Origin of the sequence: Microcoleus sp. Pol12B3 (genome assembly GCF_036701355.1) — a bacterium.
GTDB lineage: Bacteria > Cyanobacteriota > Cyanobacteriia > Cyanobacteriales > Microcoleaceae > Microcoleus.
This window is the reverse complement of record NZ_JAUBQS010000008.1, coordinates 58,553-83,456: the sequence shown is the minus strand read 5'-3', so window position 1 is coordinate 83,456 and position 24,904 is coordinate 58,553. Positions and strand designations below refer to the sequence as shown.

Sequence of the window (24,904 nt, the reverse complement as noted above, 5' to 3'; positions counted from 1 at the left end):
TAATCTAGGGTATTTCCATCAGGCTTGTGCCAAGATGGAGCGATCGATATCTCTAGTAGGGTGCGCCAGCCATTGCTCGATCGCGAGTGAGAAAGTAACGGTGTTCGGGCGCACCCTACTAAACGGTAGAATATTGAACAATATCCATGCTGACATCGCACAAAGTTTACAAATATGGTACTCACACCAGATAATTCAGACATCTCTCGTTTGTTAGGAGACAATTCTTCTGAAAATATTACACTTGCACCAGAACAACTTGCTAGTTTTCCTGGGGGACTTTGGATGCTGGGCGGGAATGATACTGTCACGGGATCGTCAGATGCAGAACGGATTTTTGGCAACGATGGTAAAGACAGCCTGTTAGGCGGTGTCGGCAGTGATTCTATTTACGGTGGCAAAGATGATGACGATGTGTTAGGAGAAACTGGCGAGGATTTGTTGACAGGAGATAGAAATAGCGATTTCCTTAATGGGGGTGGGGGAAATGATTTGCTGCGCGGAGGACAAGGTGTTGATTTATTAGTGGGCGGTGACGGTAATGATACTTTAATTGGCGACAGAGAGGTGGATATTTACCAAGGTGGTGCAGGTAGCGATGTATTTGTTTTGAGAGTCGATCAAGCGGGAAGCAGAGTAGTGGGAATTGAAGTTCCTGACGCGGTAATTGTGGATTTTGATAAGTCTAGCGATTCGATTGGCATTAGTGTGCCATTTACCAGCAGCAATATCTCCTTGGAAGAGGTAAGTTATAGCTTGAACGATCCGAGACTGCTGCTGATCGATCCTTCAACTATAACGGGGGGAACGAGTTTGTTAGCCAAGGGTGGCATCTCGCAGCGAAGTCTCGATCCGGATGGCAACGGTCGCGTAGAAGCTACTAATATTAGATTCGGTTTTACGAATGCTTTGTTGGGTACTGTTTTGAATGTGACCCCAGCCGATTTAAACGGTCGTTTTATTAATGCTAATTCTTTGCTTTAATTCATGGGTTATATATCCCTAGTAGGGTGCGCCTAGCGCACCTTACCCATTACGCATTATCTAACTCACCGTCAAAACTGCGCGATAGCGCACTTGATTGTCCCGTACTTTTTGCATTGCTTCATTCGCTTGTGCGATCGCAAAAACTTCGACAATCGGCTCAATCCCAAACCTCTCTGCAATTGACAGCATTTCATTAATCATAGCGCGACCGCCGATCGGCGAAGCCATAATTCGGCGCCGCTTTGTCAGCAACGGAAACAAGGGAATGCTCAACGGTGCGTCCGGAACCCCCACAAAAGCAAGCGCACCGTCAGAATCGAGAAAATCAATGTATGGAACCCAATCTAAAGCAGCAGGAACAGTGCTCAACAAAATATCTAATTTGCTGCTGGGCGCTTGAGGAATTTCGCCTTTTCCTACTACAATAGCTTCGTCCGCCCCCATTTTCTGTGCAAATTCTGCCTTATCTTGGGAAGTAGTAAAAACTGTAACGCGGTTGCCTAATTTTTTCGCAAATTGCACCGCCATGTGTCCCAAACCGCCGATGCCGAGAATGCCAATTTCTTGCCCCGAACTCATCCCCGCATTCCGCAAACCTGCATAAACCGTAATTCCGCCGCACAACAGCGGCCCCGCTATTTTGGAATCGATGCCTTTGGGAATAGGAAAAGCAAAGCGGGAATCTACCATCAAATAATCGGCAAAACCGCCCGGGCCTGTAACAATTAATCCCTGGTTTTCATCGCAGAGATTTTCGTTACCGCGCAAGCAGTCGCGGCACTGCAAACAAGACGACCTTTGCCAGCCCACACCAACGCGATCGCCCACTTTTAAATGAGTCACTTGGGGCCCTATTTCTGCCACTTCTCCGATAACTTCGTGGCCGGGAACGAGAGGATATTTTGATTGACCCCAATCGTTGTCAATCATGTGCAAGTCTGAGTGACAGATGCCGCAAGTTAACACTTTTATCAGACATTCATGTACTTTGGGAGGTTCCACATCGAATTTGTATTCTTCAAGCAATCCCCCTGTTTTTTTAGCTGCTAGTGCTTTGATTTGCATGGTGGTGTTTCCTGGTTTGTTTGCCATTATAGTGTTCGGGCCGGGTTTAACACTCTCTTTCTTTAGTTGTATATATTCAAGGGAATCTGGCACTAGGACTCAGGCGCGTTACTAATAATTTGTCTGGTGCGCCCTGGGTACCTTACCAATTACCCATTATCCATTACCACTTAGGATTATAACTTGCCCTTTTCCATTGCCCACTGCATCAAACCGGGGAACAAACGATAAGCTTCCGATGCCAAAAAAGCAGGGCCGACGGTAACTTCTGCACGCTGATTTTTCACAGCATCCCAGATAGCTTTAGCAATATCTTCTGGCTGAGTTGCCCACTCAGATTTCAGCATTTTGCTCATTTGCTGGCGGCGCGATTCGACTGCGGGTTCGTCTCGATCGCGAAATTGAGCTCTTTCTAAAAAATCGCTGTTAATCAGGCCCGGATGCACGGCGCAAACGTGAATACCTTGAGGCGCTAATTCCAATCGCAAACTTTCTGTTAAACCGGTTACTGCATATTTGCTGGCACAATAAGCAGTCATTTGAGGCAAAGGCATTTTGCCACCAATAGAACCAACATTGACTATTGTGCCAGTTTTTTGTTGCAGAAAATGTGGCAAAATTTCTTGAATTGTGTTAACGCAGCCCCAAAAATTGGTATTCATTAATTGCTGCCAGTCTTCGGAGGTAGTGTGCTCGGTCGCCCCCGTGACACAAATGCCGGCATTGTTAACCACAACATCGATGTTGCCGCAGGTATCTAGGGCTTTTTGGACGATCGCGCGCACTTGATGAATATCGCCAACATCCCCCGGAATAGCTACAGCGGAAGTGCCTTCTCGCTGCACTTGAGCCGCTGCTGCTGCCAATCTCTCTGGCTGGCGAGCTACCATCACTACATCGTAACCTTTACTTGCAAATAAAATTGCTGTTGCTTTGCCACTTCCTTGAGAAGCGCCTGTAATCAAAACTGTAGGAGCCATAGATAGTTATAAATTGTAAGTTTGTAATTTGTTTTTTACGATATTGAAACTATAACAGAGGTTAGGTAATTTTAGGGGCGGTCTATATTAATAATTATTGAGTATAAAAATTATTTGTGCTTCGGGAATGGTTTTTTTTTTACGAACCGCGAAGGGGCGAAGGAAGAGAGGAGAGGAGAAGAAGAGAATAGAAATTATTCATAATTTGTGAGAAAATTGCTTTGTAAATTTTCCCAATGCCCAATGCCCAATGCCCAATGCCCAATGCCTAAATAATGAATCTTCCGAAACAAACGCCTAATTGGTCGATCGCCCTAGTGTTAATTATCGGCGTTTTAGCCGTCTCAACTTCCTCAATCTTAATTCGGCTGGCTAACTTAAAAGCAGGCGCGGGCGGTTTGGGTTTCAGTCTGGTACTCGCGGCTTCTCGTCTGACTTTATCTGCTGTAATTCTGCTTCCTGCTTGGCGGAAAATTCAGTGGAACGCTTTGCAACCGGGAGCTCGGCGCTATGCTGCTGCTGCGGGTTTGTGTCTCGCCCTGCACTTTGCGCTGTGGATTACCTCACTTTCTTATACTTCGATCGCCGCCTCGACTGCCCTCGTCACCACTAATCCTGTGTGGGTAGCGCTGTTGTCGCGCTTCTGGTTCGGGGAAAAACTCAGCAAAATGTCGATCGCTGGCATTACTGTAGCCCTGACTGGGGGAATGGCGATCGCCCTCGGAAGCACGGGCGCAGCCCATGCTGGCAGCAGCCAACTGCTTGGCGATTTCCTGGCTATGGCTGGTTCTTGGGCTGTCAGCTTGTATTTGCTGCTGGGCCGGGAAGCTCAGCGGCGGGGACTGGGAATTGGTGGCTATATCGCGATCGCCTATACTGTTGCTGCGATCGTTTTGCTGCCTCTCCCCTTCGCCTTCGGCACTACTTATACTAACTACCCAGACATTGTATATTTTTATATTTTGCTAACGGCCGCTTTGCCTCAGTTAGTCGGCCACACCATTTTGAACTGGGCCGTAGTGCAGATTTCCCCAACTCTGGTAACTCTTGCCATCTTGTTTGAACCGGTTGGGGCGAGTTGGTTGGGTTATTTGCTGTTTGGGGAAGTGCCGGCGCCGGCGGTACTCGCAGGTGCTGCGGTGCTGCTGTTGGGGGTAGCAACCGCTACCGTCGGAGCAAAAAAAATCACTGTCAACAGTTAAGAGTTAACATTTTTCAACATTGCCACTACCGTTGCCGTGAGTCAGAATAAAACAGATTAGGGCTTAAAAACAAAAATAACTCGTCGCTTAAATATTGGTTCCAAACTATCAAATGTCTGACTAATCACTAATGACTAATGGACTAATGATATTCGGGTGCCTTTCGGAGAATAAAATTATGTTGCCAGAACAACTACAGCGGATCATCGGCTACTTTATCGAAGAAGCCACAGAACAGATCCAAATTATCGAACAAGGCTTGCAAGATCTGCAAAATACCCTGCCAGCTCCCCAAAGAATACACCAGCTCATCCGAGCCTCGCACTCGATTAAGGGGGGAGCAGCTATGCTCGGATTTAGCAGCATTCAGCGAATTTCTCATCGGTTGGAGGATTATTTAAAGCTGCTCCGAGAATGTCCGATCGCCATTGATAGCAGGCTACAATCGCTCTTAACCGAAGTTTTTGATATTTTAGCAGGCCTCGTGTCAAAGGTTTCTAAGGGTTTTGGGCTCAACCACGAAGACGCAAACCAAATGCTCTCCCTCGCCGAACCGGTTTTTGACGAACTCGACGCTTACCTGAGATTGCGAATTCCCACTCGCCTGACTGTGAGAGCTACTACGGACGAACACATTCACGTTTTCTCCGGTTACTGCACCTCTTTGAGCGAATTTTCCTCGGCTATTGCTTCGCGCGTCGGTTTGCTCGGAGGCACTATTACCCGCCACGATCGGGATAGCCAGGGCATACGCCTTTGTATTGACATTTATCTGCCGCCTTACACCAGGATCGAAAACATCCGCCAAGCTGTCGAACTCTCCGGCGCTATTATCGGAAATGTTCAGACGCAGCGAGACTTTTCGCTGCTGGCGACTGCGGATTATCCGGTTTACCAAAGTGCGATCGAACCTCCCGCAATTTGCATCGGATGCCGCTATTATTACGGCAGAAGCGACGGTGGCTACCTGCTCAATTGCACGATCCATCCCCGCGGCCCGGAAACAGAAGATTGTCGCGATCGCGAACCGGAATAACCGCTGAAAACTCAGCCCTCGGAAGCACGATTTGCCACCCGAAAAACTTTCTTCTGAAACCAATATTTTCCCTGAAACATTTCACACTACCCCCCTGCCAAATTCTTTTTGAGTTCCTAGATAATTAGATCTTTGTCTTTTAGATAACTAAATCCTTCTTCCTTGTGAAACCTCCCCTAACCACTGATACCCCAACTCGAATTAATTGCATCATGCTTGCAGGATGAGCGATCGCCCAGACATTAATTGTCAGACAAGTGATTGCCATAACTAGCAAGATGTATGTCGGAGGCATGACTACCCCGATCGCGAACCAGGTGAAAACGTGAAATATCATTGCTGTAGCCCAAAGGCTGGCAACAACCACAGACGCCCAAATTTGGATTCGAGGTCGGTTTAGTCCTATCAAAATCGCTGTTTGCAAAGTAGTCAGCAAGTTTGCCGGAACTAAAAAGGCACAGATAGCTATGCAGTAGGTATGAGAAAATTCAGTAACTGTATTGAAGTCGATCATCAGTCTAATTGTCGGGCCTGTTGGGTATACTTAAAGAGCTTAGCGTGACTTGACTTTCAGATCTTGTCACCATTACCTTAACTTAATATTTCAGTAACTAGGCCGCTCTGGAGACGCATTTCTCTCTCCCTTTTCCAGCAGGCAAAATTTTACCACAAATATTAAACTTTTGGGAAATTATTAAACATACTTGAAGAATGGCAACAATTGCTATGATAATTAACATCGGGAAGCGATAGTATAGAAGAGCCAAGTCGGTAAAATTTCTAGAATGCTGAGGCTGGTATAACAGCAACAAATACTGCAGGCTGGTTTTCGACTAAATCATTTTTGATTCGCTGAGTATCGGATGATTGATTCTCACCGTCCATTAAGGGATCGAGCCGTTATGCGATCGAACAATATGAGATTATTATGGAAAAGCCAATTTGCTCTCAAATTTCAAATCAATAGAACTCTCTCCAAATTTTACAGCGGAAGACAAAGCAAATGGATCAACAAATCACAATTCCCGCACTCGAAGAAATTGACTTGACAAACTGCGACAGAGAACCCATTCATATATCGGGGCACATTCAGCCACACGGGGTGCTACTTGTGGTACAAGAACCTGAACTAGAAATACTGCAAGTCAGCGAAAATACGCAAGATTTGTTGGGAATTGATGCAGAAAGTGCGATCGGTAAAAATTTGAGCGTATTATTCAATCGAGTTCAACTAAAAAAACTCAATCTTTGTTTACGTAATGAAAACTTAAAAACTGTTAATCCAATTAAACTCTCTGTCACAAACAAAGGTCAATATTTAGAATTTGATTGCATCCTCCACCGAGTAGAAGAAGTATTGATTGTCGAGTTAGAATTAGCCACAAACCCAGAAAATATTTCTGTTTTTAGTTTTTATCATTCAGTGAGAGCCACTGTCAGTAAAATTCAAAGCGCCCCAAATCTCAAAGAATTATCTCAAATAACTGTAGAAGAAGTCAGAAAAATATCTGGTTTTGATCGAGTTATGCTCTATCAATTTGACTGCGAAGGCAACGGCGCTGTGATCGCTGAAGCTAAAGCAGAAAACCTAAGTCCTTTCTTGGGATTAAACTACCCCAGCTCAGATATTCCCAAACAAGCCCGACAACTGTATACGTTAAATTGGCTGAGGTTGATCCCCGATGTTAATTATCAACCCGTCCCCCTTGTTTCAGGAAACAATGCTCTTACCACCCAGTCTCAAAACCTCAGTTTCAGCGTGTTGAGAAGCGTTTCTCCCATTCACATAGAATACCTGCAAAATATGGGCGTTGCAGCTTCGATGTCAATCTCATTAATCAAAGACAAAAAACTGTGGGGATTGATTGCTTGCCACAACTATACACCAAGACACCTCAACTATGAATTGCGCGCAGCTTGCGAATTTATCGGGCAAGTAATGTCCTTAGAACTCCAATCAAAAGAAGGAAACGAAGACTACGACTACAAATTACACTTGAAATCGATTCAGACCAAGATTTTTGAAGACATATCCACGTCCGAAAACTTGTCACAAGTGTTAGTTAAATGTCAGCATAATTTGCTAGAAGCAGTCAACGCCCAGGGAGCCGCAATAGTATTTGGGGACAATTGCTATCGAGTCGGGCAAACACCTCAAGGAGAATCCCTCAAATACTTAACTCAGTGGGTGCAAAAGCATTTAAATAAAGAAATTTTTTATACAGACTCGCTGACCAAATGCTATCCTGAAGCTGAGGAATTTAAAGACACGGCTAGCGGGTGTTTGGCTATAGCAATATCGCCGACGCAGAAAATATACATTTTGTGGTTTCGCCCCGAAGTAATTAAGACAGTAAATTGGGCGGGCAACCCTAACAAACCAGTTGAAACCGATGAAGATGGCAACCCTCGACTGTCTCCTCGGAAATCCTTCGAGCTGTGGAAAGAAAATGTGAGGTACAAATCGTTGCCTTGGAAACAATGCGAAATAGACGCTGCATTGGAACTGAAAAAAGCAATGATTAATATAGTGCTGCGCCAAGTTGACAAACTCGAAAAATTAAATACAGCATTAGAAGCATCAGTCGCCCGAGAACGCGAAAAAACTGCTAATTTAAAAACAGCAATGTCCGAGCTTAAGCGGGCGCAAACTCAATTGGTGCAAAGCGAAAGAATGTCAAGTTTGGGACAGTTGGTGGCGGCGGTAGCTTATGAAGTCACTAACCCGATTAACTTTATCTATGGAAATCTTAGTTATGCCAACGAATACAGTCACAAAATGCTGAATTTATTGCAGCTTTACGAGCAGCACTATCCTTCACCTTCGCCAGAAATTCAAGCCCAAATAGAAGCAGTAGAATTAGAGTTTATAGTTGAAGACTTGCCCAAGTTGCTGGGTTCAATGAAAGTAGGAGCTAACCGCATCCGCGAGATAGTTCAGTCGCTGCGAAATTTCTCTAGAATTGACGAAGCAGAGATTAAACCAGTTGACATTCACGACGGATTAGACAGCGCTTTGCTGATTTTGAGCAACCGACTCAAACCGAAGCCCGATCGCCCAGCAATTCATCTCATCAAAAAATATGGATCTCTGCCTTTGGTTGAGTGTTACGCAGTTCAAATCAACCAAGTATTTATGAATGTACTGGCAAATGCAATTGATGCTCTCGAAGAGGCTTTTGTCAACAATAATTTATCGCCGCAGGGCGGCGGCGAAGAGCCAGTTAAGTACGGACAAATTCGGATTGTGACTGAACTTTGTCCCGGAGAAAAAGCCGTAGCAGTTCGGATCGAGGACAACGGTTGGGGCATGGAAGAAAAAGTTCGCCAGAAAATTTTTGAGCCGTTTTTTACCACAAAACCGGTGGGCAAAGGTGCGGGGATAGGTTTGGCGATTAGCCATGAAATTGTCGTAGAACAACACGGCGGCAAATTGACTTGCATTTCTGCCCCCGGAGAGGGAACTGAGTTGATTATTGAGATTCCATTGAGCCAAACTCATCCCACACCCATTGTCAAGTGAAAAAAAATCCGCGCTAGCGAAGCTATCCCGAAATTAGGAAATCGACCCAATTCACAAATCGAAAATTCGATTAAAATACAAAAGCAGCTAAGTAGATTTGAGCCAATTCAGAGGAAGCTAGTATGACTGAAAAAAAAACCGCCCAATGGGATGCCGGCCGGTTTCTCAAAACCTTGGCTTATTTCGGCGTCATTCCCTTCATTGGCAGCATTAGCTGGCTGCAACAACTCTTTGGAAGCAGCAGCAACAGTAAAAAAGACAAACCTAAACTGATACTGGTAGCCGGTGCCACCGGCGGCGTCGGGAAGCGAGTTGTCAAGCGGCTGCAACAGCGCGGATATAAAGTACGCTGCCTCGTCAGAGATGCTAAAAGAGCAACAGAAATTCTCGACAATAATCTCGAATTAGTCGAAGGAGATATTACTCTGCCAGAGACGCTTACACCGTTAGTAACCGAGGGCGTGGAAGCAGTTATCTGCTGTACCGGCACTAAAGTTCAACCTATAGAAGGAGACACCCCAACCAGGGAAAAATACTATCAAGGCATCAAATTTTATATGCCGGAAGTTGTCGATGTTCCCGAAATTGTCGAATACAAAGGCATCAATAATTTAGTGCAAGCTGTTCGCCGCCAGCTAATTCAAGCAGGCGAAAAAACAATTTTTGACTTCACAAAACCCAGCCAAGATTTAAAAGAAACTTGGGGAACCCTCGACGACATCGTGATGGGTGGCACCAGCGAAAGTTCGATTCGGCTGACAGACAATACTGCTATATTCACAGGCAATGTTTCTACCGCCAACTCGGGTGGCTTTGCTTCGGTGCGTACCCGCAACTTCGATCCTCCGCTTAATCTCGCAGGATTTAGCGGCCTCTACCTGCGCGTCAAAGGGGACGGTAAGCGCTACAAATTAATTGTTCGCAGCGAATCTAAATGGGATGGAATTGGCTATTGCTATTCCTTTGATACTGTTTACAATATCTGGATTACTGTCACCATTCCCTTTGATGAGTTAATTCCAGTATTTCGCGCCAAAACTGTCAAAGATGGCTCCAAATTTGATGCCAGCAGTATTTTTTCTTTTCAGTTAATGTTGAGCAAATTTGAGTATGATGGCGCGCTCAACCCGAAATTTACACCGGGTATTTTTCAAATCGAGCTAGAATCTATTAAAGCTTATGGGGGACAGACTTTGCCGCGATTTGTGATGGTGAGTTCGGCAGGAGTTACCCGCCCCGGTCGCCCGGGAATTAACTTGGAAGAAGAACCGCCTGCTGTCAGGATGAATGATATGTTGGGGGGGATTTTGACTTGGAAGTTGAAAGGGGAAGATTGTGTGCGATCGAGCGGCATACCTTATACTATTGTCAGACCTTGCGCTTTGACTGAAGAACCGGGAGGCAAAGCTTTAATATTTGAGCAAGGAGACAATATCAGGGGCAAAGTTAGTCGGGAAGATATTGCAGAATTGTGTGTGCAGGCTTTGGAACAACCGCAAGCTTGCAACGTTACTTTTGAGGTGAAAGAGGGGGAAAATGGTAGTTCTCCCGGAGACTGGCAGGCTTTGTTTGCGGGAGTTAAATAACTATTATTTGTAGGGTCGAAGTCTAGATACACTCTAACCCCCCTTAATAAGTGGGGACAAGAAATCGTTTCAAGGACTTAGTGCCGGTGCGCCGAATAGTACCCTACAAATGCGAGTTTTATAACTGGTTCCCAGGCTATGCCTGGGAATTAATGTCCAGAGGCTCTGCCTCGCTTGTTAGTAGGAAAATTGGAGGCAGAGCCTCTGGATCTGCGTTACCAGGCATAGCCTGTTAACGAGTAAAGTTACCAATTACCGATTACTATGTCTGTGACTTTTTCCCGACGCTCCTTGACGCCTTATTTGTTTTTGCTTCCGGCTTTATTTATTTTGAGTTTGACTGTTTTGTGGCCGGCGGTGCAAGCTTTTTATTTGAGTTTTACTAATTACGAATATGATTTAACTCAAATGCCACAGTGGGTGGGTTTGAAGAATTTTAACAGGTTGTGGGGCGATCGCACATTCTGGCAAACTTTGACGAATACGCTGCTGTATCTCACCTGCGTTGTGCCTGTATTGGTTGTTGTGCCGTTGGGAATGGCGATTTTGTGCAACCAAAAACTTAAGGGGATGAACTGGTTTCGAGCAGCATACTACACGCCGGCGGTGATTTCCATGGTTGTCGCCGGGATTGCTTGGAAGTGGCTGTTTGCTGAGACTGGACTGCTGAATCAGTTGGGGGAATTGTTGGGTTTACCTCCTGTTTCTTGGCTGGCTAATCCGAAGTTAGCAATCTTTAGCGTTATGGCAGTTACTATCTGGAAAGGATTGGGTTATTACATGGTGATTTATTTAGCAGGGCTGCAAGCTATTCCGGCAGAACTTTATGAGGCGGCTGCTATTGATGGTTCTGATGGTTTGGGAAAGCACTGGGATATTACTGTGCCGCTGATGAAGCCGTATCTAGTTTTGGTAGCGGTAATTTCGGCGATTTCTGCTACTAAGGTTTTTGAAGAAGTTTATATTATGACTCAGGGCGGGCCCCGCAATAGTTCTAAGACGGTTGTTTATTATCTTTACGAACGGGCTTTTAAGGACTTGGAAATTGGCTATGCTTGCACGATCGGGCTGGTTTTGTTTTTGCTAATTTTGGGTTTGTCGATTTTGCAAGTTAGCCTTCAGGGTTTGACTCGCAATGATTAAGATTGGTGGCTGATTAGGGCTGACGCAATCCGGGCATCATAAACTAGGTTTCTCGTTCTCATTCCTGCGATTACCAGGGCTTTGTTACATTCAGAAACCAGGTTTACTGCTCTAATTTAGACTAATTTTAGACTGGAACCTCGAAGTAATGCGATCGCTCACGGCTTTGGGCAGGTCTTATTGGCGAAATCACAGCTATAAATATAGGGTTTCTGCCAGTTCAGAGGAATTTCTAATAAATCCCTGGTTCCGGTCATTCCCTGTCCCAGAAAGAGCAGCACGGCGATCGAGTTCAAGATCACATGGATAGTGCGCCAGCGATTTGAGCGGTCTTTGTAAATGTCTTGAATGATGGCAAGGGAGAAAACCATAATTAGCGCAGCGGCGATGCCAATGTAGTAGTGAGACCAATACCATTCATTGGTTCGCCGATAAACGCCATCTTGAGTGCCAAGAATTACCAAACCAGTACCTGTTAGCGTCGCAAATATGCCGCGCCATAAAGCGGGTGTCGCTCGATATAGCATCACCAAAGAGGCGATAGTTGCAACAAACATCAGCAGAATGAAAATGACCTGAAACGAGTTTTTGCTCCAAACATCCTTGCTCAAAATATGCTCAAAAATCGGGTAGGCTAGACCCAACAAAGTCACTCCTACCACAGAACCTGACAGAATTCGACCTGCTTTGACGTGTTCTGAAGCGACTACAGGTGGAATTTTGCTCTTGGTGTCGATCGCAATTTGCTTGCGACGCTGCATAGTTTGCCACGCCATATTGAGAACAACACCAATCATAGGAAAAACAATCGCTACAGCTAAAATAGGATGCAGCAAAGCCAGAAAATCTTTAAATTCCATACAGCACCTTTTTGTTGAAGAGGGTTGGCTTCATCAACCCGGTTTTTGCGATACATAATATCATACCCGGCGATCTAAGCACAGTAAGTTTGTAGCCAGGACTAATAGCGATTATTCGCCTCCATAGAGAGAATAGAAGCCCTGACTACAAACACGCTTTATGAAGGGTAACTCACCGGAAATTTTGATAAATCAGAAGATATATAGCCATCCTCGCATCATTTGTGAATTTCTTACTCCCTCCCCTTGATAAGGGGAGGCTTGGGGTGGGGTCAAAAAATTACGGCTCCTGCAAGGATTGCTATAGCATTTGTCTATTGCGCGAGGTACAACTTTCTCAATTATGCAATGGAAGAATTACAGTTACCTTGTTTTCAGGGAAATGAAAACTGCTGGCGGTAATGTCGGTGCCGGTTAGCCACTAATTCCCTGCATCACTTTGAGCCTATATGTTACTAGCCTTTCAGTATTGAAAAACTCCTAGCGAGTGTGAAAACACATCTGCGCCAAACTCAAACAAACAACCCCGATAAGTTATAATTTGAATATATAATTTTGAACGTTTTAATCACTAAAATTTAGCGAGGTAATTAACTAATTGAATCCAGTGCAAAAGAGTTTAATTTCTTATGATTTATGCTGTAAAATGGCCGTCAATTCCTGACCGAAGACGGGGTTGGAGAAAAAGTCTGCGTTTGCAATTTTATGGCGAGTCAAACATTATTTAACTACTATATATTCGTTAGTTACAAATTAATTTTTGAGCAAGTAAGTCAAAACGCGTGCTGCATACTGTTCGGGGATTGGGATATGTGTGGCAAGACCAAAAGTGATGAGGGGCGAATTGACAAATACTTGGCGTATAAAGTATAAATACTGGTGAATCCGCTCCTATTATACTCCCTATTTTTTATACCAAATAGACCTAGAAATCCGGTCGTTCCTGATAATCTTCTGCAGAACTAGGGTCTAATTCCCAGCGACTTTCATCTCGATGTTCAAGCATATTTGTTGTGTTCAAAATAGCGCCATCGGCTATCTCTATGCCCGCAGCGGCTCCGAGTTCGTCAACAATATCCAGGTCTGGAGTAGGCGCGGTTCCGCCCACCGATTGCTCGCCAGTGGCACTTTCCTGTTCCGCAGCCGGATCGCCATCCTCGCCGCCGATTTGGGAACTGGTGGAGTAGTCCGAACTGCTGTCCTGCAGGGTTGTTATGTCGTCTTGGCTCACCCCCGGTTGATCGATGACGCCGGTACCGTAAGATTCGGTAATTTCTTGAGGTAAGTCACCCAAATTATTGCGTTCTTTTGTTTTTTTTGCGTTGATTTTTTTTTGTTGTGCCACGATACTTGCTCCTGTTTTTTTATTCAATTAAATTTAAAATGTCCGAATTTGCCTTTAACTGAATTGTTTTTAGTAATTGTCGATGGCTATAATTACTTGGTATCGTAGTTGCTATTTAAACTTTTAGCTTCTATCCCAGGAAATATATTGATTCGGCTCAGCTATTTCATTGGGAATACAAAAAGCGATCGCCCGTTTGAAAAGGGCGATCGCTTTTTAATAGGGAGGCTAATTCTATTCGGGAAAGTCAGGAATTACCCATTTGGGGGGTTCCATCCGTTTCCTTCTCACTGCTTCCTCTGCTATTTCTAGCATTTTATCCAGAGAAGTATTTTCAATAAAGTTGGACGTTGCTTCTGCGTATTCCCGCTTCGGGCACTTGTCGCCCAGAACGCAGCCATTGACGCAGGCTACAGCACAATCGACAGTGTTCTCCACCATAACTTTTTTCCTTTCACGGTTCCAACAACTAATAGGCAGGTACTCTGGGTGAATTTGTCAAGAGACTGCTCTATATCTTTATTTTACTTCACAAATTGTCATCAAAGCTCGATCGCAAGGGCAAAACTGTTATAAAATCAAAGCAACCTACCTAATCTGCCGATCGTGAGTAATTTTCTGCGGCGCTTAAAATTTTTACCTTGGCGAGAAATGCTGCAAATTGCCGCCCTTGTCAACTCAATCGTGATTGCACTGGAGCTATTTTTAGCCTGGGGTTTCACGCAATCGCGGGCAATCCGCAACGGGTTGACGCTTCTCTACAGTTCCTCCCTCGGGATATTGATACCTTTTGCAGCAGCAGTGGGAATGGGGGCTTTAGCAGTGTACTTTTTAGAATATTGGCAACAACAATTTTTGCTCAACCGAATTAGTTTGTGGGTTTTAGTTTTGTGCCTGCTCTTGGGTTTGGTTTTAAAATCATTCCTACCCATACCTGCTTCTTTAGCAAGTTTATCAGAAACTGCACTAATAGGAATTACGGTGGGAGTTTTTTGGAAGGGCCGGCCTTATTGGCGATAGTCATGCCATTTTAGATTTTAGATTTTAGATTGGCTATGACTGATGAAGATTCGGGTTTCGAGCTTGTCTACAGTTGCATTTTTTTGTGAAAAGAGTATCATGAGTCATCGATCATTGGTTATTAGTCTATATGTAGGGTGCGCAGTGCGCACCTTACCGCTTCAAGCAAGAAATTCCTTCTTCCTTCTTTCTGACATCAGTTAAATCCGTTACCGAATCCTTTGCCGAACTTCCTTATTCTTATGGCAGCCAAAAATCTGGAATAAATGTTTTAGTCAAACTGCGAGTAAACTGATTAATCTTTCTCCCCATTTGAATGTGCGGTTCGTCAGCTTCCACGGGAATAATTGCCGCTTTGTTTCCGATTCCGAAACGCGAAATAACCAAATTTGCAGCCTCCAAACCAGTAACATAAGCTTTTTCTTGCGACCAAGAACCGTGGCGGGTCACAACCCAATCGCCGCTCATGAATACATTATCATAACTTGTTACCGCAGGCAACAAATATTGATAGCTGCCAGGGGCAAAATGCGTCACCGCCCGCGACAGCCGAATCACGCTCCTGTCAATTACTTTTGCCTCCCGAAAAGCGGGGAGGCAAGTAGCTAAATCCCGCTGAACTAGGGAAACAATTTCCTCATCTTTGAGGGGAATTAATTGATTTGCGTGATAAAAGTCAGCTTCGACCACTGTTCCCGGTTCGTCTCGAAATTCGTCGTGCAAAGCATTTAAATCAAAAAACGTCCAACCTGTGGTTGAACTAAATCCAAAACAGGCATTAGAAGGCAGGGGAATGTCAATTTTCTTATCAAACCACAGGCGAACAGCTAACACGTCAACAGCACCCAAATTCATCACTTCCCGAAACTCTTGGCGAGTTTGCAAAGCTGGACTGCTGCCGATAATTTTTTGCATTCCCGTGACGCCAACTGCAAAAATAACTGCATCTGCATCGAAGGTTTCTTCGCCGCAAACAACGCCTGTTGCTCGGTTGTGGCTGTCAACTATTAAGTCAGTAACTCGCTGCTGTGTCAATACTTTTGCGCCTAGTTTTTCCAAGCGTTCGACCCAGGGACGAAAGATTTTTTCTCCGACTGTTCCGCGACACCAAACTACATCAAAATCCGGTTGGTGGGCTAATATGAAATAATAGAGCATTCCCAAAGCGGCGGCAGCAGAACACTGTTCTCCTGGTGCAAATAAACCTACTAATAACATCGGTTCAAAAGCATCGCGGTATAGCCTTGCAGAAACACCAAACTGTTTGAACAATTCGCGGGCTGTGACGCGATCGTACCTGTGCCAAGCTTTGTCGGAATTGTCGAAATCTAGGACGGCGTAGAGTAAGGGTAAGGCTGAAAGCCGATCGACTAATGGCAGCCTTTTAAATCGCGTGTAAAGAAAGGTTCCTAACGGTGTGGGAAGCCGCGGTTCGTCCTGAAAAATCGGCGATTCTACTTCCAATCCGGCGGGTGAATACTGACAAGAACGAGTCCAAGGCGTGAAGGGATCGAGGCCTAACTCCTTGACTAAGGAAAAGATATTTTTGTAGGGATACCAGAAGCCATGAATACCTGCTTCTACGGAACGGCCGCCGGCGGTTTTCCACCCCGCAACTAACCCACCCGGATAAGGGCCTGCTTCTAGCAGGGTGACATCATAGCCTTGCTGGGCTAGGTGATAGGTAGCGCCTAAACCGGCCCATCCTGCACCGACGATGACTATTTTTGGGGTTGACGATTCTGCTGACATTGCGTACCTCTTGATAATTTATTAATGATGACATAATTCATAAAATCCGGATTTGATATAAAATGTGTTGGATTATGTGCTAAATTTCGCTTGAGTGAATAATGAGTGTCAAAAACCGCCAGCAAACTAACCTGTTGCTGCTCTTATTTCCCGCTACGGCATGGCTGATGGTTTTCTTCATTTTGCCCGTGTTAATTGTACTGTTGTACAGTTTCTTAGAACGCGGTACTTACGGGGGCGTTACTTGGATATTTACTCTCAGCAACTACCAGCGTTTGTTCAGCGGACTGTTCTTAGGAGTAATTGGGCGATCGCTCTGGCTGGCTTTTTTGACAACGGCCGCTTGCTTGTTAGTTGGCTATCCCCTAGCATTTTTCATCGCCACCCGTTCTCCCCGCTGGCGAAATGCTTTGCTTTTGCTGGTAATTATTCCATTTTGGACTAATTTTTTAGTGAGAACTTACGCCTGGATCATACTCTTACGCAGCGAAGGAGTCGTTAACACAGCCTTGCAAAGCCTGCAAATTATTAGCGAACCGTTAAACTTGCTTTTTACGCCTTTCGCTGTGGCGATCGGTCTTATTTACGGCTATTTACCTTTCATGGTTCTGCCTTTATATTCTAGCATAGAACGCTTCAATTTTTCATTGGTAGAAGCTGCTCATGATTTAGGGGCAAACGATATTCGCACTTTTTGGCGCGTATTTTTACCATTAACAACTCGTGGCATTGTGGCAGGTTCGATTCTAGTTTTTGTTCCCGCCGTCGGCGCTTTCATCACACCGGATATATTGGGTGGTTCTAAAACAGTTATGGTGGGAAATTTGATTCAAAATCAGTTTATGAAAGCCCGCGACTGGCCTTTTGGATCGGCGCTTTCTATGCTGTTGACGGTAATCATATTGATTCCTGTGTTAATTTACTTCCGCGTGTCTGACGAACCTCAATAAGGTAAGGTGTAGATTAATCGGTGCACTCTGCATTTAGGTTAAAATGTGCTAATTATTAATGACTGATGACTAAAACAAAACTAGACTTGCTCGTGCGGGCGATCGGCAAAAAGTGGCTTTGGGTACAAGCTGCACTAGCATTTGCCTTTCTTTACTTGCCAATTCTCATCTTAATTATTTACTCCTTTAATGCCTCCCGATTCAATGCCGTTTGGCGGGGCTTTACTCTCGATTGGTACCGCAGTTTGTTTAGCAATGCAGGCGCGACTATTGCTACAAGTAGCAGCGCCGGAATCTTGACAGCCCTCAACAACAGCTTGCTAATTGCAGCTATTTCGACTGTGTTAGCCACAATTTTTGGTACAATGATCGCGCTAGCACTCGAACGCTTTTATTTCCCAGGACGCAAAGCAGTAGAGGCTTTACTGTTTTTGCCGATTATCATGCCCGAAATTACGATCGGCATTTCGCTGCTAGTTTTCTTTACCCTAGTATTTCGGATCCTAGAAAATCTCACGGGAATTCGCCTCAATCTCGGCTTACCTACCGTAATTATCGGTCATGTTGTCTTTAATATTTCCTTTGTGACTATTACTATCAGGGCACGTTTGGCAGAACTCGATCCGATATTAGAACAAGCAGCTTTTGACTTAGGCGCTAACGAATGGCGGACTTTTTGGCGCATCACCCTCCCTCTGATTTGGCCCGCTATTTTCAGTGCGGCACTGTTGGCTTTTACTCTGTCTCTGGACGATTTTGTCGTCACCTTCTTTACCACCGGCGTCGGTTCGGTGACGCTGCCGCTATTTGTTTACGGCATGATAAAGTTTGCAGTAACGCCAGCGATTAATGCTATTTCAACTTTGATGTTGTTCACTTCCTTATTCCTGGTTTTATCATCGTTAAAAGTTCAGAAAACTTAAAAATTTTTCTTTTTGTGTCATAATCATTGTCATCTGCAACTAACACAACCTATGAAACGCCTGCTGACTTTCCTAATTTTGTTTGTGATGAGTGCAACGGTGGCTTTGGGCTGTAGCCCCACAGGTGCTAACCAGCAGCAAGTCCTCAGCATTTACAACTATGCCAGTTATATCGCCCCAGAAGCGATCGCCCAATTCGAGAAAGAGAACAATGTGAAAATTCAATACGACACATTTGAGAACAGCGACGCACTCTACGCCAAACTCAAACAGGGAAACCCCGGTTACGACTTAATATTTCCCGCCGATTACATGGTGAAAATCATGATCGCAGAAAATATAATTGAACCGCTGAATTTAAATAATATTCCCAATCAAAAAAACCTAGAACCTAAATTTGTCAATCAAAATTTTGATCCGGGAAACAAATATTCCCTGCCCTACCTGTGGGGAACAATGGGAATTGGCTACAACGTCAAAACAACCAAGGGCGATATCAACAGTTGGGCGGCGATGTTCGACCCGAAATATACCGGAAAAGTCGCGTGGCAAGACGATGCAAGATACACATTTGCAGGAGTTTTAATGTATTTAGGATTTGACCCCAATACAACCAATCCCGAAGAAATTAACAAAGCCCGCGATTTGCTGATTAAAAGTAAAAATATCATTGCTGCTTTTGTCCCGGATACTGGTCAAAATCTGCTCGATCAAGGAGAAGTAAATCTGACAATGGAATGGAGTGGCGATGTTTTCCAAGTTATGAAAGAAAATCCCAATCTCCGCTACGCTATTCCCAAAGAAGGAACAATTATCTTCTCTGACAACATGGCAATTCCCAAAGGTGCACCCCATAAAGAGTTAGCGGAGAAATTTATTAACTATATTTTGCAGCCAGAAGTAGGCGCCCAAATTTCCAATTTTACCCACTTCGGATCGCCAAATAAAGCAGCAATTGATCGAGGTTTAATCGACGCGAAAGATTTGAAAAATCCTCAAATTTACCCGCCGGCTGAAGTCTTTGGCAAAATGAAATTATTGGAGGATGTCGGGAAAGCAACTGCATTGTACGATCGAGCTTGGACGGAAGTTAAAGCGGGGGCTGGAAAGTAGATATATAACCTTTGTCAGTAATATGAGGTACTATCTCGCATAAGGCATAGGGCATACCTCAGCACGCTTGAGAAACGCTATCACAGAGGTTTCCGCCGGGGCGGGTTTACTTAAATTTTTAGTTTGTATTAGAGATTTTGATGAACCAGCCCCTAGATAATTTATGTTTATTTAACCGGAATTGAGTTCAACTTTTTATTAGTCATAACTAAGACATACTAACACAATGCACGCTGTCGAAGTTTTAGAAGTTTCCAAAGTATTTAAAAGTGTCCGCAGTCACGATTTTTTAGCTGTAGACAACATCAACCTGCAAATTTACGATCGAGAATTCTTTTCTTTACTCGGCCCTTCTGGCTGCGGCAAAACTACAACTTTGCGAATGATCGCTGGTTTTGAAATTCCCACAGCGGGCGAAATTTACATTCACGGCCAACCGATGCAAAATCGCCCGCCATTTCACCGCCCAGTAAATACGGTATTTCAAAACTATGCTTTATTTCCGCACATGACAGTAGCACAAAATGCCGCTTTTGGGTTGGAAATGGAGAATTTGCCTCAGAAAACAATTCGCGATCGCGTTGCTGAAGCCTTAGCATTAGTACAGTTAACCGATGTAGGAAAACGCTATCCCCGCCAACTGTCAGGGGGACAGCAGCAGCGAGTAGCACTAGCAAGAGCATTAGTCAAACAGCCGTCTGTTTTACTGTTAGATGAACCCCTGGGAGCGCTGGATTTAAAATTGCGTAAAGAGATGCAGTTAGAATTAAAAAAAATGCAGCGAAAATTGGGAATTACGTTTATTTATGTAACTCACGATCAGGAAGAAGCACTAACAATGTCGGACAGAATTGCAGTGATGGATGGAGGGAAACTGCAACAAGTCGGTACACCGGTTGATATTTATGAATATCCTAAAACGCGGTTTGTTGCTGATTTTATTGGCGACAGCAATTTTTTAAGCGGGCAAGTAGTAGAAAAACAAAACGGTCAAATAATCGTGTTGGTTGACCAGCAGTTGCCCGTGTTAGTTACGACAGCAGAAGATATGCCCGCTGGGAAATTTGTCACCCTGGTGTTGCGTCCAGAAAAAGCTGCGATTTATCCGGCTAATTATGACGATGAAAATAGCTGGTCGGGAATAGTAGAAGAGGCTATTTATATTGGCACTGATACGCGCTATACGGTGCGGTTGACTGCTAAAAGTTCGATCGCCCTTCGCCGACAAAACTTGCACAGAGATGACTTGCAGCGATACCAAGTCGGCGACAGCGTTCGAGTTACACTGCCGCCGGAAAGTATTTGCATTTTTTGACACTCAAGCGGGCTGAAGCCACTGAGATTCAGCCGACAGAGTGAGATTAGGTAGTGTCCAAAGTCTAACTATCGCTACCGTCATCAAGCACCGTCTAACCAGTAAAGCTAAGTCCAAGCGACTTGACAATGGAAGACTTAGCTGAGGTTTTGGAAGATTGAGGGGCAGACTGAAAATGCGATTCCTTCCCGGTAGAAGATAATCTACTTCTTCCTTCTGCTTCCCCTTCTTCCTTCGCGTTCTAGCGCTTACGCGCGACTTCGCCTAACGCGTCTTCGCGGTTCAATAATATAGACAGTATTGGTACTAAACCCGTGTTTGACTTTGCAAAATTTCCTCCAACAGCCGCTCTTGACTTTTCGCAGGTTCCTTGCAAGTTAAACACTCGCAAACTAACCCGATAACACCTTCAAGCAAATCAGCCTCAATCTGACAGACAGCAGTCGGATAATACTGGGAAATCAAGCCAGAAATTCGATCGGGAGTCGTGCGAATCAGGGTAGAATGCTGATACCAATCGATCGCCGAAAGTAGACTCGGACAAGCTTGCGGAGCATCTTGTACAATACTGCTGAAAGCTTGCAAACCTTGCTGGGCGCGATCGAGATATTCCAAATTCTGCTCCAGCAGTGCGAGACGAACCAAAGAGGCGATCGCAATTCCATTCGCCGCCGGAGTTGCATTGTCGATATAGCTGCGTTCCCGCACCAACAAATCTTCGCTAGCATCCTTAGCAGTATTGTAATATCCTCCCAATTCCACGCTCCACAAAAACTCATCAAACTCTTCTTGCACCTGCACAGCTTTCTCCAACCAAAACTGAGAATTCGGCAACTGTTTCGCCTCTTCCCCCTTGCCTAAAGTCAAACTCGCTTGGTGCAAATCCAACAAAGCTTTCACAAACAAAGCATAATCTTCCGACTGCGCGGTTACAGCAGATTGTCCGTCATAATTCAACCGCTGAAACCGCCCATCCGTCCACTGATTGTCTAAAATAAAATTAGCAGTAGTCACAGCTAATTCCAGATATTCCCAATTTCCAAAAACCGCCGCAGCGCGGGCTAAACCCGAAATCATTAAGCTATTCCAAGCAGCAATCATTTTCGTGTCAGTAACGGCGGGAATTCTGCCCGGCCAACTGTCGTTTTTAGCTTCCTGATTGTTGCGGGCGGGCGGAAAGGTTTTTACAGTATCGGGATTGCCACCGTAGCGAACTTGAAATAGTTTAGCCAAAGCCGATTCTACCGTGTCGCTCAGTTTTCCTGGATGGCGGCGCTGCAATACATTTTGACCTTCAAAATTGCCGCTGCGACTAACAGTAAACTGTGCTTTAATTTCTGTTAATTCCTCAGCAGTTAACAGTTGTTCCAGTTCGGCATAAGTCCAGACATAAAATGCTCCTTCTTCCGGTTCAAGTTCTTCAGAAGTGTTAAAGCTGTCAGCATCCTGTGCGGCATAAAAATAGCCTGTTGGCGCGGTCATTTCTCGCTTCAACCATTCTACTGTCCCCGCGATCGCACTTTCAAAAGCTGGTTCTTGTATTCCCGCGCTCCACAAATTTGCTAAATACTCAACAATTTGACCGTTGTCGTAGAGCATTTTTTCAAAGTGTGGTACAGTCCAAGTCGCATCAACCGTATAGCGGTGAAATCCGCCTCCTACGTGGTCGTAAATGCCGCCCAATGCTAAGTCTAATCCGCGCTGAGTGCAGACTTGTTTGCTGTCGTATTTTGATTCAAAATTAAATCGCGTTCCCCGCAGTGCTAGCTCAGCATAAGGTATCATCGGAAAACTGGGGCCGGGGTTGCTACCGGCAATAATTCCGGTGTTGAGTTCTAAGCCTTTTTGAAAGATGTCGCGATTTAATGCGACGGTCACTCCTGAAAGCGCTGCCGACTGTTGGAGGTTGCCTAAAATCTCTGCTTTGAAGGCTTCTACTTTGCCTTTTTCTGTGTCGTAAAAGCGGCGAATTGCTTGCAAAACTTCTAAAAATCCCGGCCGTCCGTAGCGCGGTTCTACAGGGAAATAAGTGCCTCCGTAGAAGGGAACTCGCTCGTCTGGAGTCAGAAAAACGTTGAGCGGCCAACCGCCTTGACCGGTCATCATTTGCAAGGTTTGCATATAAATGCTGTCGATATCCGGGCGTTCTTCGCGATCGACTTTTATCGGTATAAAATGCGAATTCATGTATTGGGCGATCGCGCGATCGGAAAATGCTTCCCCTTCCATCACCGTACACCAGTGGCAGCTAGAGTAGCCAATTGACAGGAAAATCGGTTTATTTTCGCTTCGGGCCGTTTCCAAAGCTTCTTCGCACCAAGGCCACCAGTCGATCGGATTTTCGGCGTGTTTCCGCAGGTAAAGGCTTTGGGATTGAGCAAGACGGTTGACCATAATCAAATCCACTTTAACTCGTGCTGAGTAAGCTTGTCAGTTCTCTAGCAGTTTAGCGCGAGATGTTTTAGTTGAGTTGTCGCTGATAATTATGTTTTAATATTAAGGCTGATTATCTCGATCCAATATGAGCTTATCATCTCGGAGAACCTTCAATCAACAGCTCGGACAATTTTTGCTGAGTGCTGCTGTTCCTCCTGCTGTTATCAAACTGATCCAAACAGAATCCTCGGAGCAAGCTTTATTAGAAACTAATCTTAACAATTACCTGGCTAAAGCAGACCCAGAAATAGAATTATTAGTCCCGACATTTTTAGGTAACGACAAGCGTCGGTTCTACGGCAGAGGTGTTCCGAAAAGCTTGAAGTTAATCGACAAATTTCAACTCGGCAGTGGCCGGACTGTTCTGGGAAGGCGGTCTGTAGTTTGGAGCGGTGCCGGTTGGACAGGACAGCCAACAATTACCAGAGATGGGGGAAAAACTTATTTAATTATAGGTGCTTATGACCACAATTTGCGAAAAATAGATATTGCTACTAATAAAGAAGTTTGGCGCTATAAATTTGATGATATAATCAAAGGCTCCTCAACAATTTATATCGATGAAAAAGCGAGCGCCGAAAACAGAATTGTAATTTTGCAGGGAAGCCGCAGTGGCGGTGGTGGCAAAAAAGTAGTGCCGAGTTTTAGGGCAATATCTTTTAGAACTGGCAAGGAACTTTGGAAATTGGACATCAGGAAAACGCCCAGCTACAGCCGCGATAATGACAGCAGCGCTTTGGACATCGGCGGTGGCGTTTTGTTCAATGCGGGGGAAAATGCGATCGGCTATTTTCTCGATAGTTCCACAAGCCAGACAAAAACCAAACAAGGCATCAAGCAGCCAAGTATCTTGTCGGAAGTACAGCTTTATGCTGCCGGAGATATCAGCAAACACGGCGGAAACTTGGTAGCGGAGTCATCGCCATCAAGGCTGAAAGATAGAATATTTATAGCTGCTGGTTCCGGTCATATTTACGGTATTAGTATTGAAACTAAAAAGATAGTTTGGGATTTTTATACTGGTTCAGATTTGGATGGAAGTGCTGTAATTTCTAAATCAGGGAAACTGTTTTGTGCCATTGAAAAACAATACATTCAGGGCAACGGTGGAGTATTGAAGCTGAATCCCAACAAGGAACCGAATGCCAGCGTCGAATGGTTTTTACCTACCGGAAATCGCCGACTTTCTAGCTGGGAAGGCGGGATAATCGGCTCTGTGGCGTTGAATGACGAGTACAATTCAGGCGAGTTTCCGGCGCTGTTTGCCACAAATGCGATCGACGGCAATTTGTACATCGGTTCACAAGATATGATTACAGGCCAAAAAACTTCTGTGCCTTGGCGAAACCAGTCTTACGATACTCCGATAATAGTATTTAAAAAAGCCATTGGCTCTTCAATTTCGACTCCGATTTTTACTGATGGCAATAAACTGATCAGTGCGGGATACAACGGTGTTTATTTGTTCAATTTGAATTGGGAACGAGCGAAGCCGGGGGCTCGGAATGCTTTGAAAAATGCTAAAGGGGAGTTTTACCGTTTGAAAGTAATAGAATCAGGGAGATTTAAGCCGGGTTTGTCATTTGAAGCGACGCCTGTAGTTTGGGACGGAATTGTGAGGATTTGCGCGAGGGATGGCTGGATGTATACTTTGGGTTAGTTATTGGT

The 24,904-nt window shown here is 44.7% G+C and carries 21 protein-coding genes; 12 read left to right on the top strand and 9 right to left on the bottom strand.

Features of this window, described 5'->3' with window-relative positions; all coding sequences use genetic code 11:
- Positions 1-18: 18 nt before the first annotated feature.
- Positions 19-156, bottom strand: coding sequence for a hypothetical protein (locus QUA53_RS06160; protein ID WP_333095661.1), 138 nt, complete (start codon positions 154-156; stop codon positions 19-21).
- Positions 157-174: 18 nt separating this feature from the next.
- Here QUA53_RS06160 and QUA53_RS06155 point away from each other — a divergent pair, with 18 nt between their 5' ends.
- Positions 175-984, top strand: a complete 810-nt coding sequence (locus QUA53_RS06155; protein WP_333095660.1) for a calcium-binding protein — start codon at positions 175-177, stop codon at positions 982-984.
- Positions 985-1,044: 60 nt separating this feature from the next.
- Here the strand turns inward: QUA53_RS06155 and QUA53_RS06150 are convergent, their stop codons facing one another.
- Both QUA53_RS06150 and QUA53_RS06145 read right to left on the bottom strand, forming a co-directional pair.
- Positions 1,045-2,079, bottom strand: coding sequence for an NAD(P)-dependent alcohol dehydrogenase (locus QUA53_RS06150; RefSeq protein WP_333219749.1), 1,035 nt, complete (start codon positions 2,077-2,079; stop codon positions 1,045-1,047).
- A gap of 149 nt (positions 2,080-2,228) precedes the next feature.
- Complete coding sequence (locus QUA53_RS06145; RefSeq protein WP_333095657.1) at positions 2,229-3,032, bottom strand: SDR family oxidoreductase; 804 nt, start codon at positions 3,030-3,032, stop codon at positions 2,229-2,231.
- Between the two features lie 275 nt (positions 3,033-3,307).
- Here QUA53_RS06145 and QUA53_RS06140 point away from each other — a divergent pair, with 275 nt between their 5' ends.
- Together QUA53_RS06140 and QUA53_RS06135 are read left to right on the top strand one after the other, a co-directional pair.
- The gene (locus QUA53_RS06140) at positions 3,308-4,234 is read left to right on the top strand and encodes a DMT family transporter (protein ID WP_333095655.1); all 927 of its coding nucleotides are present in this window, start codon (positions 3,308-3,310) and stop codon (positions 4,232-4,234) included.
- A 178-nt stretch (positions 4,235-4,412) separates the two neighbouring features.
- On the top strand, positions 4,413-5,270 hold the full coding sequence (locus QUA53_RS06135; protein WP_333095654.1) for an Hpt domain-containing protein: 858 nt from the start codon (positions 4,413-4,415) through the stop codon (positions 5,268-5,270).
- Between the two features lie 139 nt (positions 5,271-5,409).
- Here the strand turns inward: QUA53_RS06135 and QUA53_RS06130 are convergent, their stop codons facing one another.
- On the bottom strand, positions 5,410-5,784 hold the full coding sequence (locus tag QUA53_RS06130; RefSeq protein WP_333095653.1) for a hypothetical protein: 375 nt from the start codon (positions 5,782-5,784) through the stop codon (positions 5,410-5,412).
- A 489-nt stretch (positions 5,785-6,273) separates the two neighbouring features.
- Between QUA53_RS06130 and QUA53_RS06125 the strand changes: the two genes are divergently transcribed.
- The 3 genes from QUA53_RS06125 (at position 6,274) to QUA53_RS06115 (ending at position 11,522) form a co-directional block, all read left to right on the top strand.
- Entirely contained in the window at positions 6,274-8,793 is a 2,520-nt protein-coding gene (locus QUA53_RS06125; RefSeq protein ID WP_333095652.1) for an ATP-binding protein, read from the top strand.
- Positions 8,794-8,915: 122 nt separating this feature from the next.
- Positions 8,916-10,379: a CIA30 family protein gene (locus QUA53_RS06120; RefSeq protein ID WP_333095650.1), complete on the top strand. Its 1,464-nt coding sequence runs from the start codon at positions 8,916-8,918 to the stop codon at positions 10,377-10,379.
- A gap of 264 nt (positions 10,380-10,643) precedes the next feature.
- Positions 10,644-11,522 (top strand): sugar ABC transporter permease, encoded by an 879-nt coding sequence (locus tag QUA53_RS06115; protein ID WP_333075655.1) that lies wholly within the window; start codon positions 10,644-10,646, stop codon positions 11,520-11,522.
- 158 nt (positions 11,523-11,680) lie between these two features.
- Here the strand turns inward: QUA53_RS06115 and QUA53_RS06110 are convergent, their stop codons facing one another.
- From QUA53_RS06110 to QUA53_RS06100, 3 genes are all read right to left on the bottom strand, one after another.
- Positions 11,681-12,382, bottom strand: coding sequence for a DUF4079 domain-containing protein (locus QUA53_RS06110; protein ID WP_333095648.1), 702 nt, complete (start codon positions 12,380-12,382; stop codon positions 11,681-11,683).
- 925 nt (positions 12,383-13,307) lie between these two features.
- Positions 13,308-13,727 (bottom strand): DUF6335 family protein, encoded by a 420-nt coding sequence (locus QUA53_RS06105; protein WP_333095647.1) that lies wholly within the window; start codon positions 13,725-13,727, stop codon positions 13,308-13,310.
- Positions 13,728-13,961: 234 nt separating this feature from the next.
- Positions 13,962-14,168, bottom strand: coding sequence for a hypothetical protein (locus QUA53_RS06100; protein ID WP_190734170.1), 207 nt, complete (start codon positions 14,166-14,168; stop codon positions 13,962-13,964).
- A gap of 165 nt (positions 14,169-14,333) precedes the next feature.
- Here QUA53_RS06100 and QUA53_RS06095 point away from each other — a divergent pair, with 165 nt between their 5' ends.
- Positions 14,334-14,747: a peptide chain release factor 1 gene (locus QUA53_RS06095; RefSeq protein WP_333095645.1), complete on the top strand. Its 414-nt coding sequence runs from the start codon at positions 14,334-14,336 to the stop codon at positions 14,745-14,747.
- Between the two features lie 240 nt (positions 14,748-14,987).
- On the opposite strand, the gene QUA53_RS06090 is transcribed toward QUA53_RS06095, so the two are convergent.
- Entirely contained in the window at positions 14,988-16,499 is a 1,512-nt protein-coding gene (locus QUA53_RS06090; RefSeq protein ID WP_333095644.1) for an FAD-dependent oxidoreductase, read from the bottom strand.
- A 101-nt stretch (positions 16,500-16,600) separates the two neighbouring features.
- Between QUA53_RS06090 and QUA53_RS06085 the strand changes: the two genes are divergently transcribed.
- The 4 genes from QUA53_RS06085 to QUA53_RS06070 all read left to right on the top strand — a co-directional run bounded on the left by QUA53_RS06085 (position 16,601) and on the right by QUA53_RS06070 (position 20,800).
- On the top strand, positions 16,601-17,449 hold the full coding sequence (locus QUA53_RS06085) for an ABC transporter permease (RefSeq protein ID WP_333095642.1): 849 nt from the start codon (positions 16,601-16,603) through the stop codon (positions 17,447-17,449).
- A 65-nt stretch (positions 17,450-17,514) separates the two neighbouring features.
- Entirely contained in the window at positions 17,515-18,372 is an 858-nt protein-coding gene (locus QUA53_RS06080; RefSeq protein WP_333095640.1) for an ABC transporter permease, read from the top strand.
- Positions 18,373-18,423: 51 nt separating this feature from the next.
- Positions 18,424-19,485, top strand: a complete 1,062-nt coding sequence (locus tag QUA53_RS06075; RefSeq protein ID WP_333095638.1) for a spermidine/putrescine ABC transporter substrate-binding protein — start codon at positions 18,424-18,426, stop codon at positions 19,483-19,485.
- A 226-nt stretch (positions 19,486-19,711) separates the two neighbouring features.
- Complete coding sequence (locus QUA53_RS06070) at positions 19,712-20,800, top strand: ABC transporter ATP-binding protein (RefSeq protein WP_333095636.1); 1,089 nt, start codon at positions 19,712-19,714, stop codon at positions 20,798-20,800.
- 306 nt (positions 20,801-21,106) lie between these two features.
- Here the strand turns inward: QUA53_RS06070 and QUA53_RS06065 are convergent, their stop codons facing one another.
- Positions 21,107-23,194: a thioredoxin domain-containing protein gene (locus tag QUA53_RS06065; protein WP_333095634.1), complete on the bottom strand. Its 2,088-nt coding sequence runs from the start codon at positions 23,192-23,194 to the stop codon at positions 21,107-21,109.
- A 127-nt stretch (positions 23,195-23,321) separates the two neighbouring features.
- Here QUA53_RS06065 and QUA53_RS06060 point away from each other — a divergent pair, with 127 nt between their 5' ends.
- Positions 23,322-24,896 carry an outer membrane protein assembly factor BamB family protein gene (locus QUA53_RS06060; protein ID WP_333095632.1) on the top strand — a complete coding sequence of 525 codons (1,575 nt, stop codon included), beginning with the start codon at positions 23,322-23,324 and terminating at the stop codon, positions 24,894-24,896.
- Positions 24,897-24,904 lie beyond the last annotated feature (8 nt).

Coding starts and splice junctions, on each gene's coding strand:
- QUA53_RS06065 (WP_333095634.1), bottom strand. CDS start 23,194: ATGGTCAACCGTCTTGCTCAATCCCAAAGCCTTTACCTGCGGAAACAC.
- QUA53_RS06115 (WP_333075655.1), top strand. CDS start 10,644: ATGTCTGTGACTTTTTCCCGACGCTCCTTGACGCCTTATTTGTTTTTG.
- QUA53_RS06110 (WP_333095648.1), bottom strand. CDS start 12,382: ATGGAATTTAAAGATTTTCTGGCTTTGCTGCATCCTATTTTAGCTGTA.
- QUA53_RS06145 (WP_333095657.1), bottom strand. CDS start 3,032: ATGGCTCCTACAGTTTTGATTACAGGCGCTTCTCAAGGAAGTGGCAAA.
- QUA53_RS06080 (WP_333095640.1), top strand. CDS start 17,515: ATGACTAAAACAAAACTAGACTTGCTCGTGCGGGCGATCGGCAAAAAG.
- QUA53_RS06100 (WP_190734170.1), bottom strand. CDS start 14,168: ATGGTGGAGAACACTGTCGATTGTGCTGTAGCCTGCGTCAATGGCTGC.
- QUA53_RS06160 (WP_333095661.1), bottom strand. CDS start 156: ATGTCAGCATGGATATTGTTCAATATTCTACCGTTTAGTAGGGTGCGC.
- QUA53_RS06070 (WP_333095636.1), top strand. CDS start 19,712: ATGCACGCTGTCGAAGTTTTAGAAGTTTCCAAAGTATTTAAAAGTGTC.
- QUA53_RS06150 (WP_333219749.1), bottom strand. CDS start 2,079: ATGGCAAACAAACCAGGAAACACCACCATGCAAATCAAAGCACTAGCA.
- QUA53_RS06130 (WP_333095653.1), bottom strand. CDS start 5,784: ATGATCGACTTCAATACAGTTACTGAATTTTCTCATACCTACTGCATA.
- QUA53_RS06155 (WP_333095660.1), top strand. CDS start 175: ATGGTACTCACACCAGATAATTCAGACATCTCTCGTTTGTTAGGAGAC.
- QUA53_RS06140 (WP_333095655.1), top strand. CDS start 3,308: ATGAATCTTCCGAAACAAACGCCTAATTGGTCGATCGCCCTAGTGTTA.
- QUA53_RS06090 (WP_333095644.1), bottom strand. CDS start 16,499: ATGTCAGCAGAATCGTCAACCCCAAAAATAGTCATCGTCGGTGCAGGA.
- QUA53_RS06125 (WP_333095652.1), top strand. CDS start 6,274: ATGGATCAACAAATCACAATTCCCGCACTCGAAGAAATTGACTTGACA.
- QUA53_RS06060 (WP_333095632.1), top strand. CDS start 23,322: ATGAGCTTATCATCTCGGAGAACCTTCAATCAACAGCTCGGACAATTT.
- QUA53_RS06075 (WP_333095638.1), top strand. CDS start 18,424: ATGAAACGCCTGCTGACTTTCCTAATTTTGTTTGTGATGAGTGCAACG.
- QUA53_RS06135 (WP_333095654.1), top strand. CDS start 4,413: ATGTTGCCAGAACAACTACAGCGGATCATCGGCTACTTTATCGAAGAA.
- QUA53_RS06120 (WP_333095650.1), top strand. CDS start 8,916: ATGACTGAAAAAAAAACCGCCCAATGGGATGCCGGCCGGTTTCTCAAA.
- QUA53_RS06085 (WP_333095642.1), top strand. CDS start 16,601: ATGAGTGTCAAAAACCGCCAGCAAACTAACCTGTTGCTGCTCTTATTT.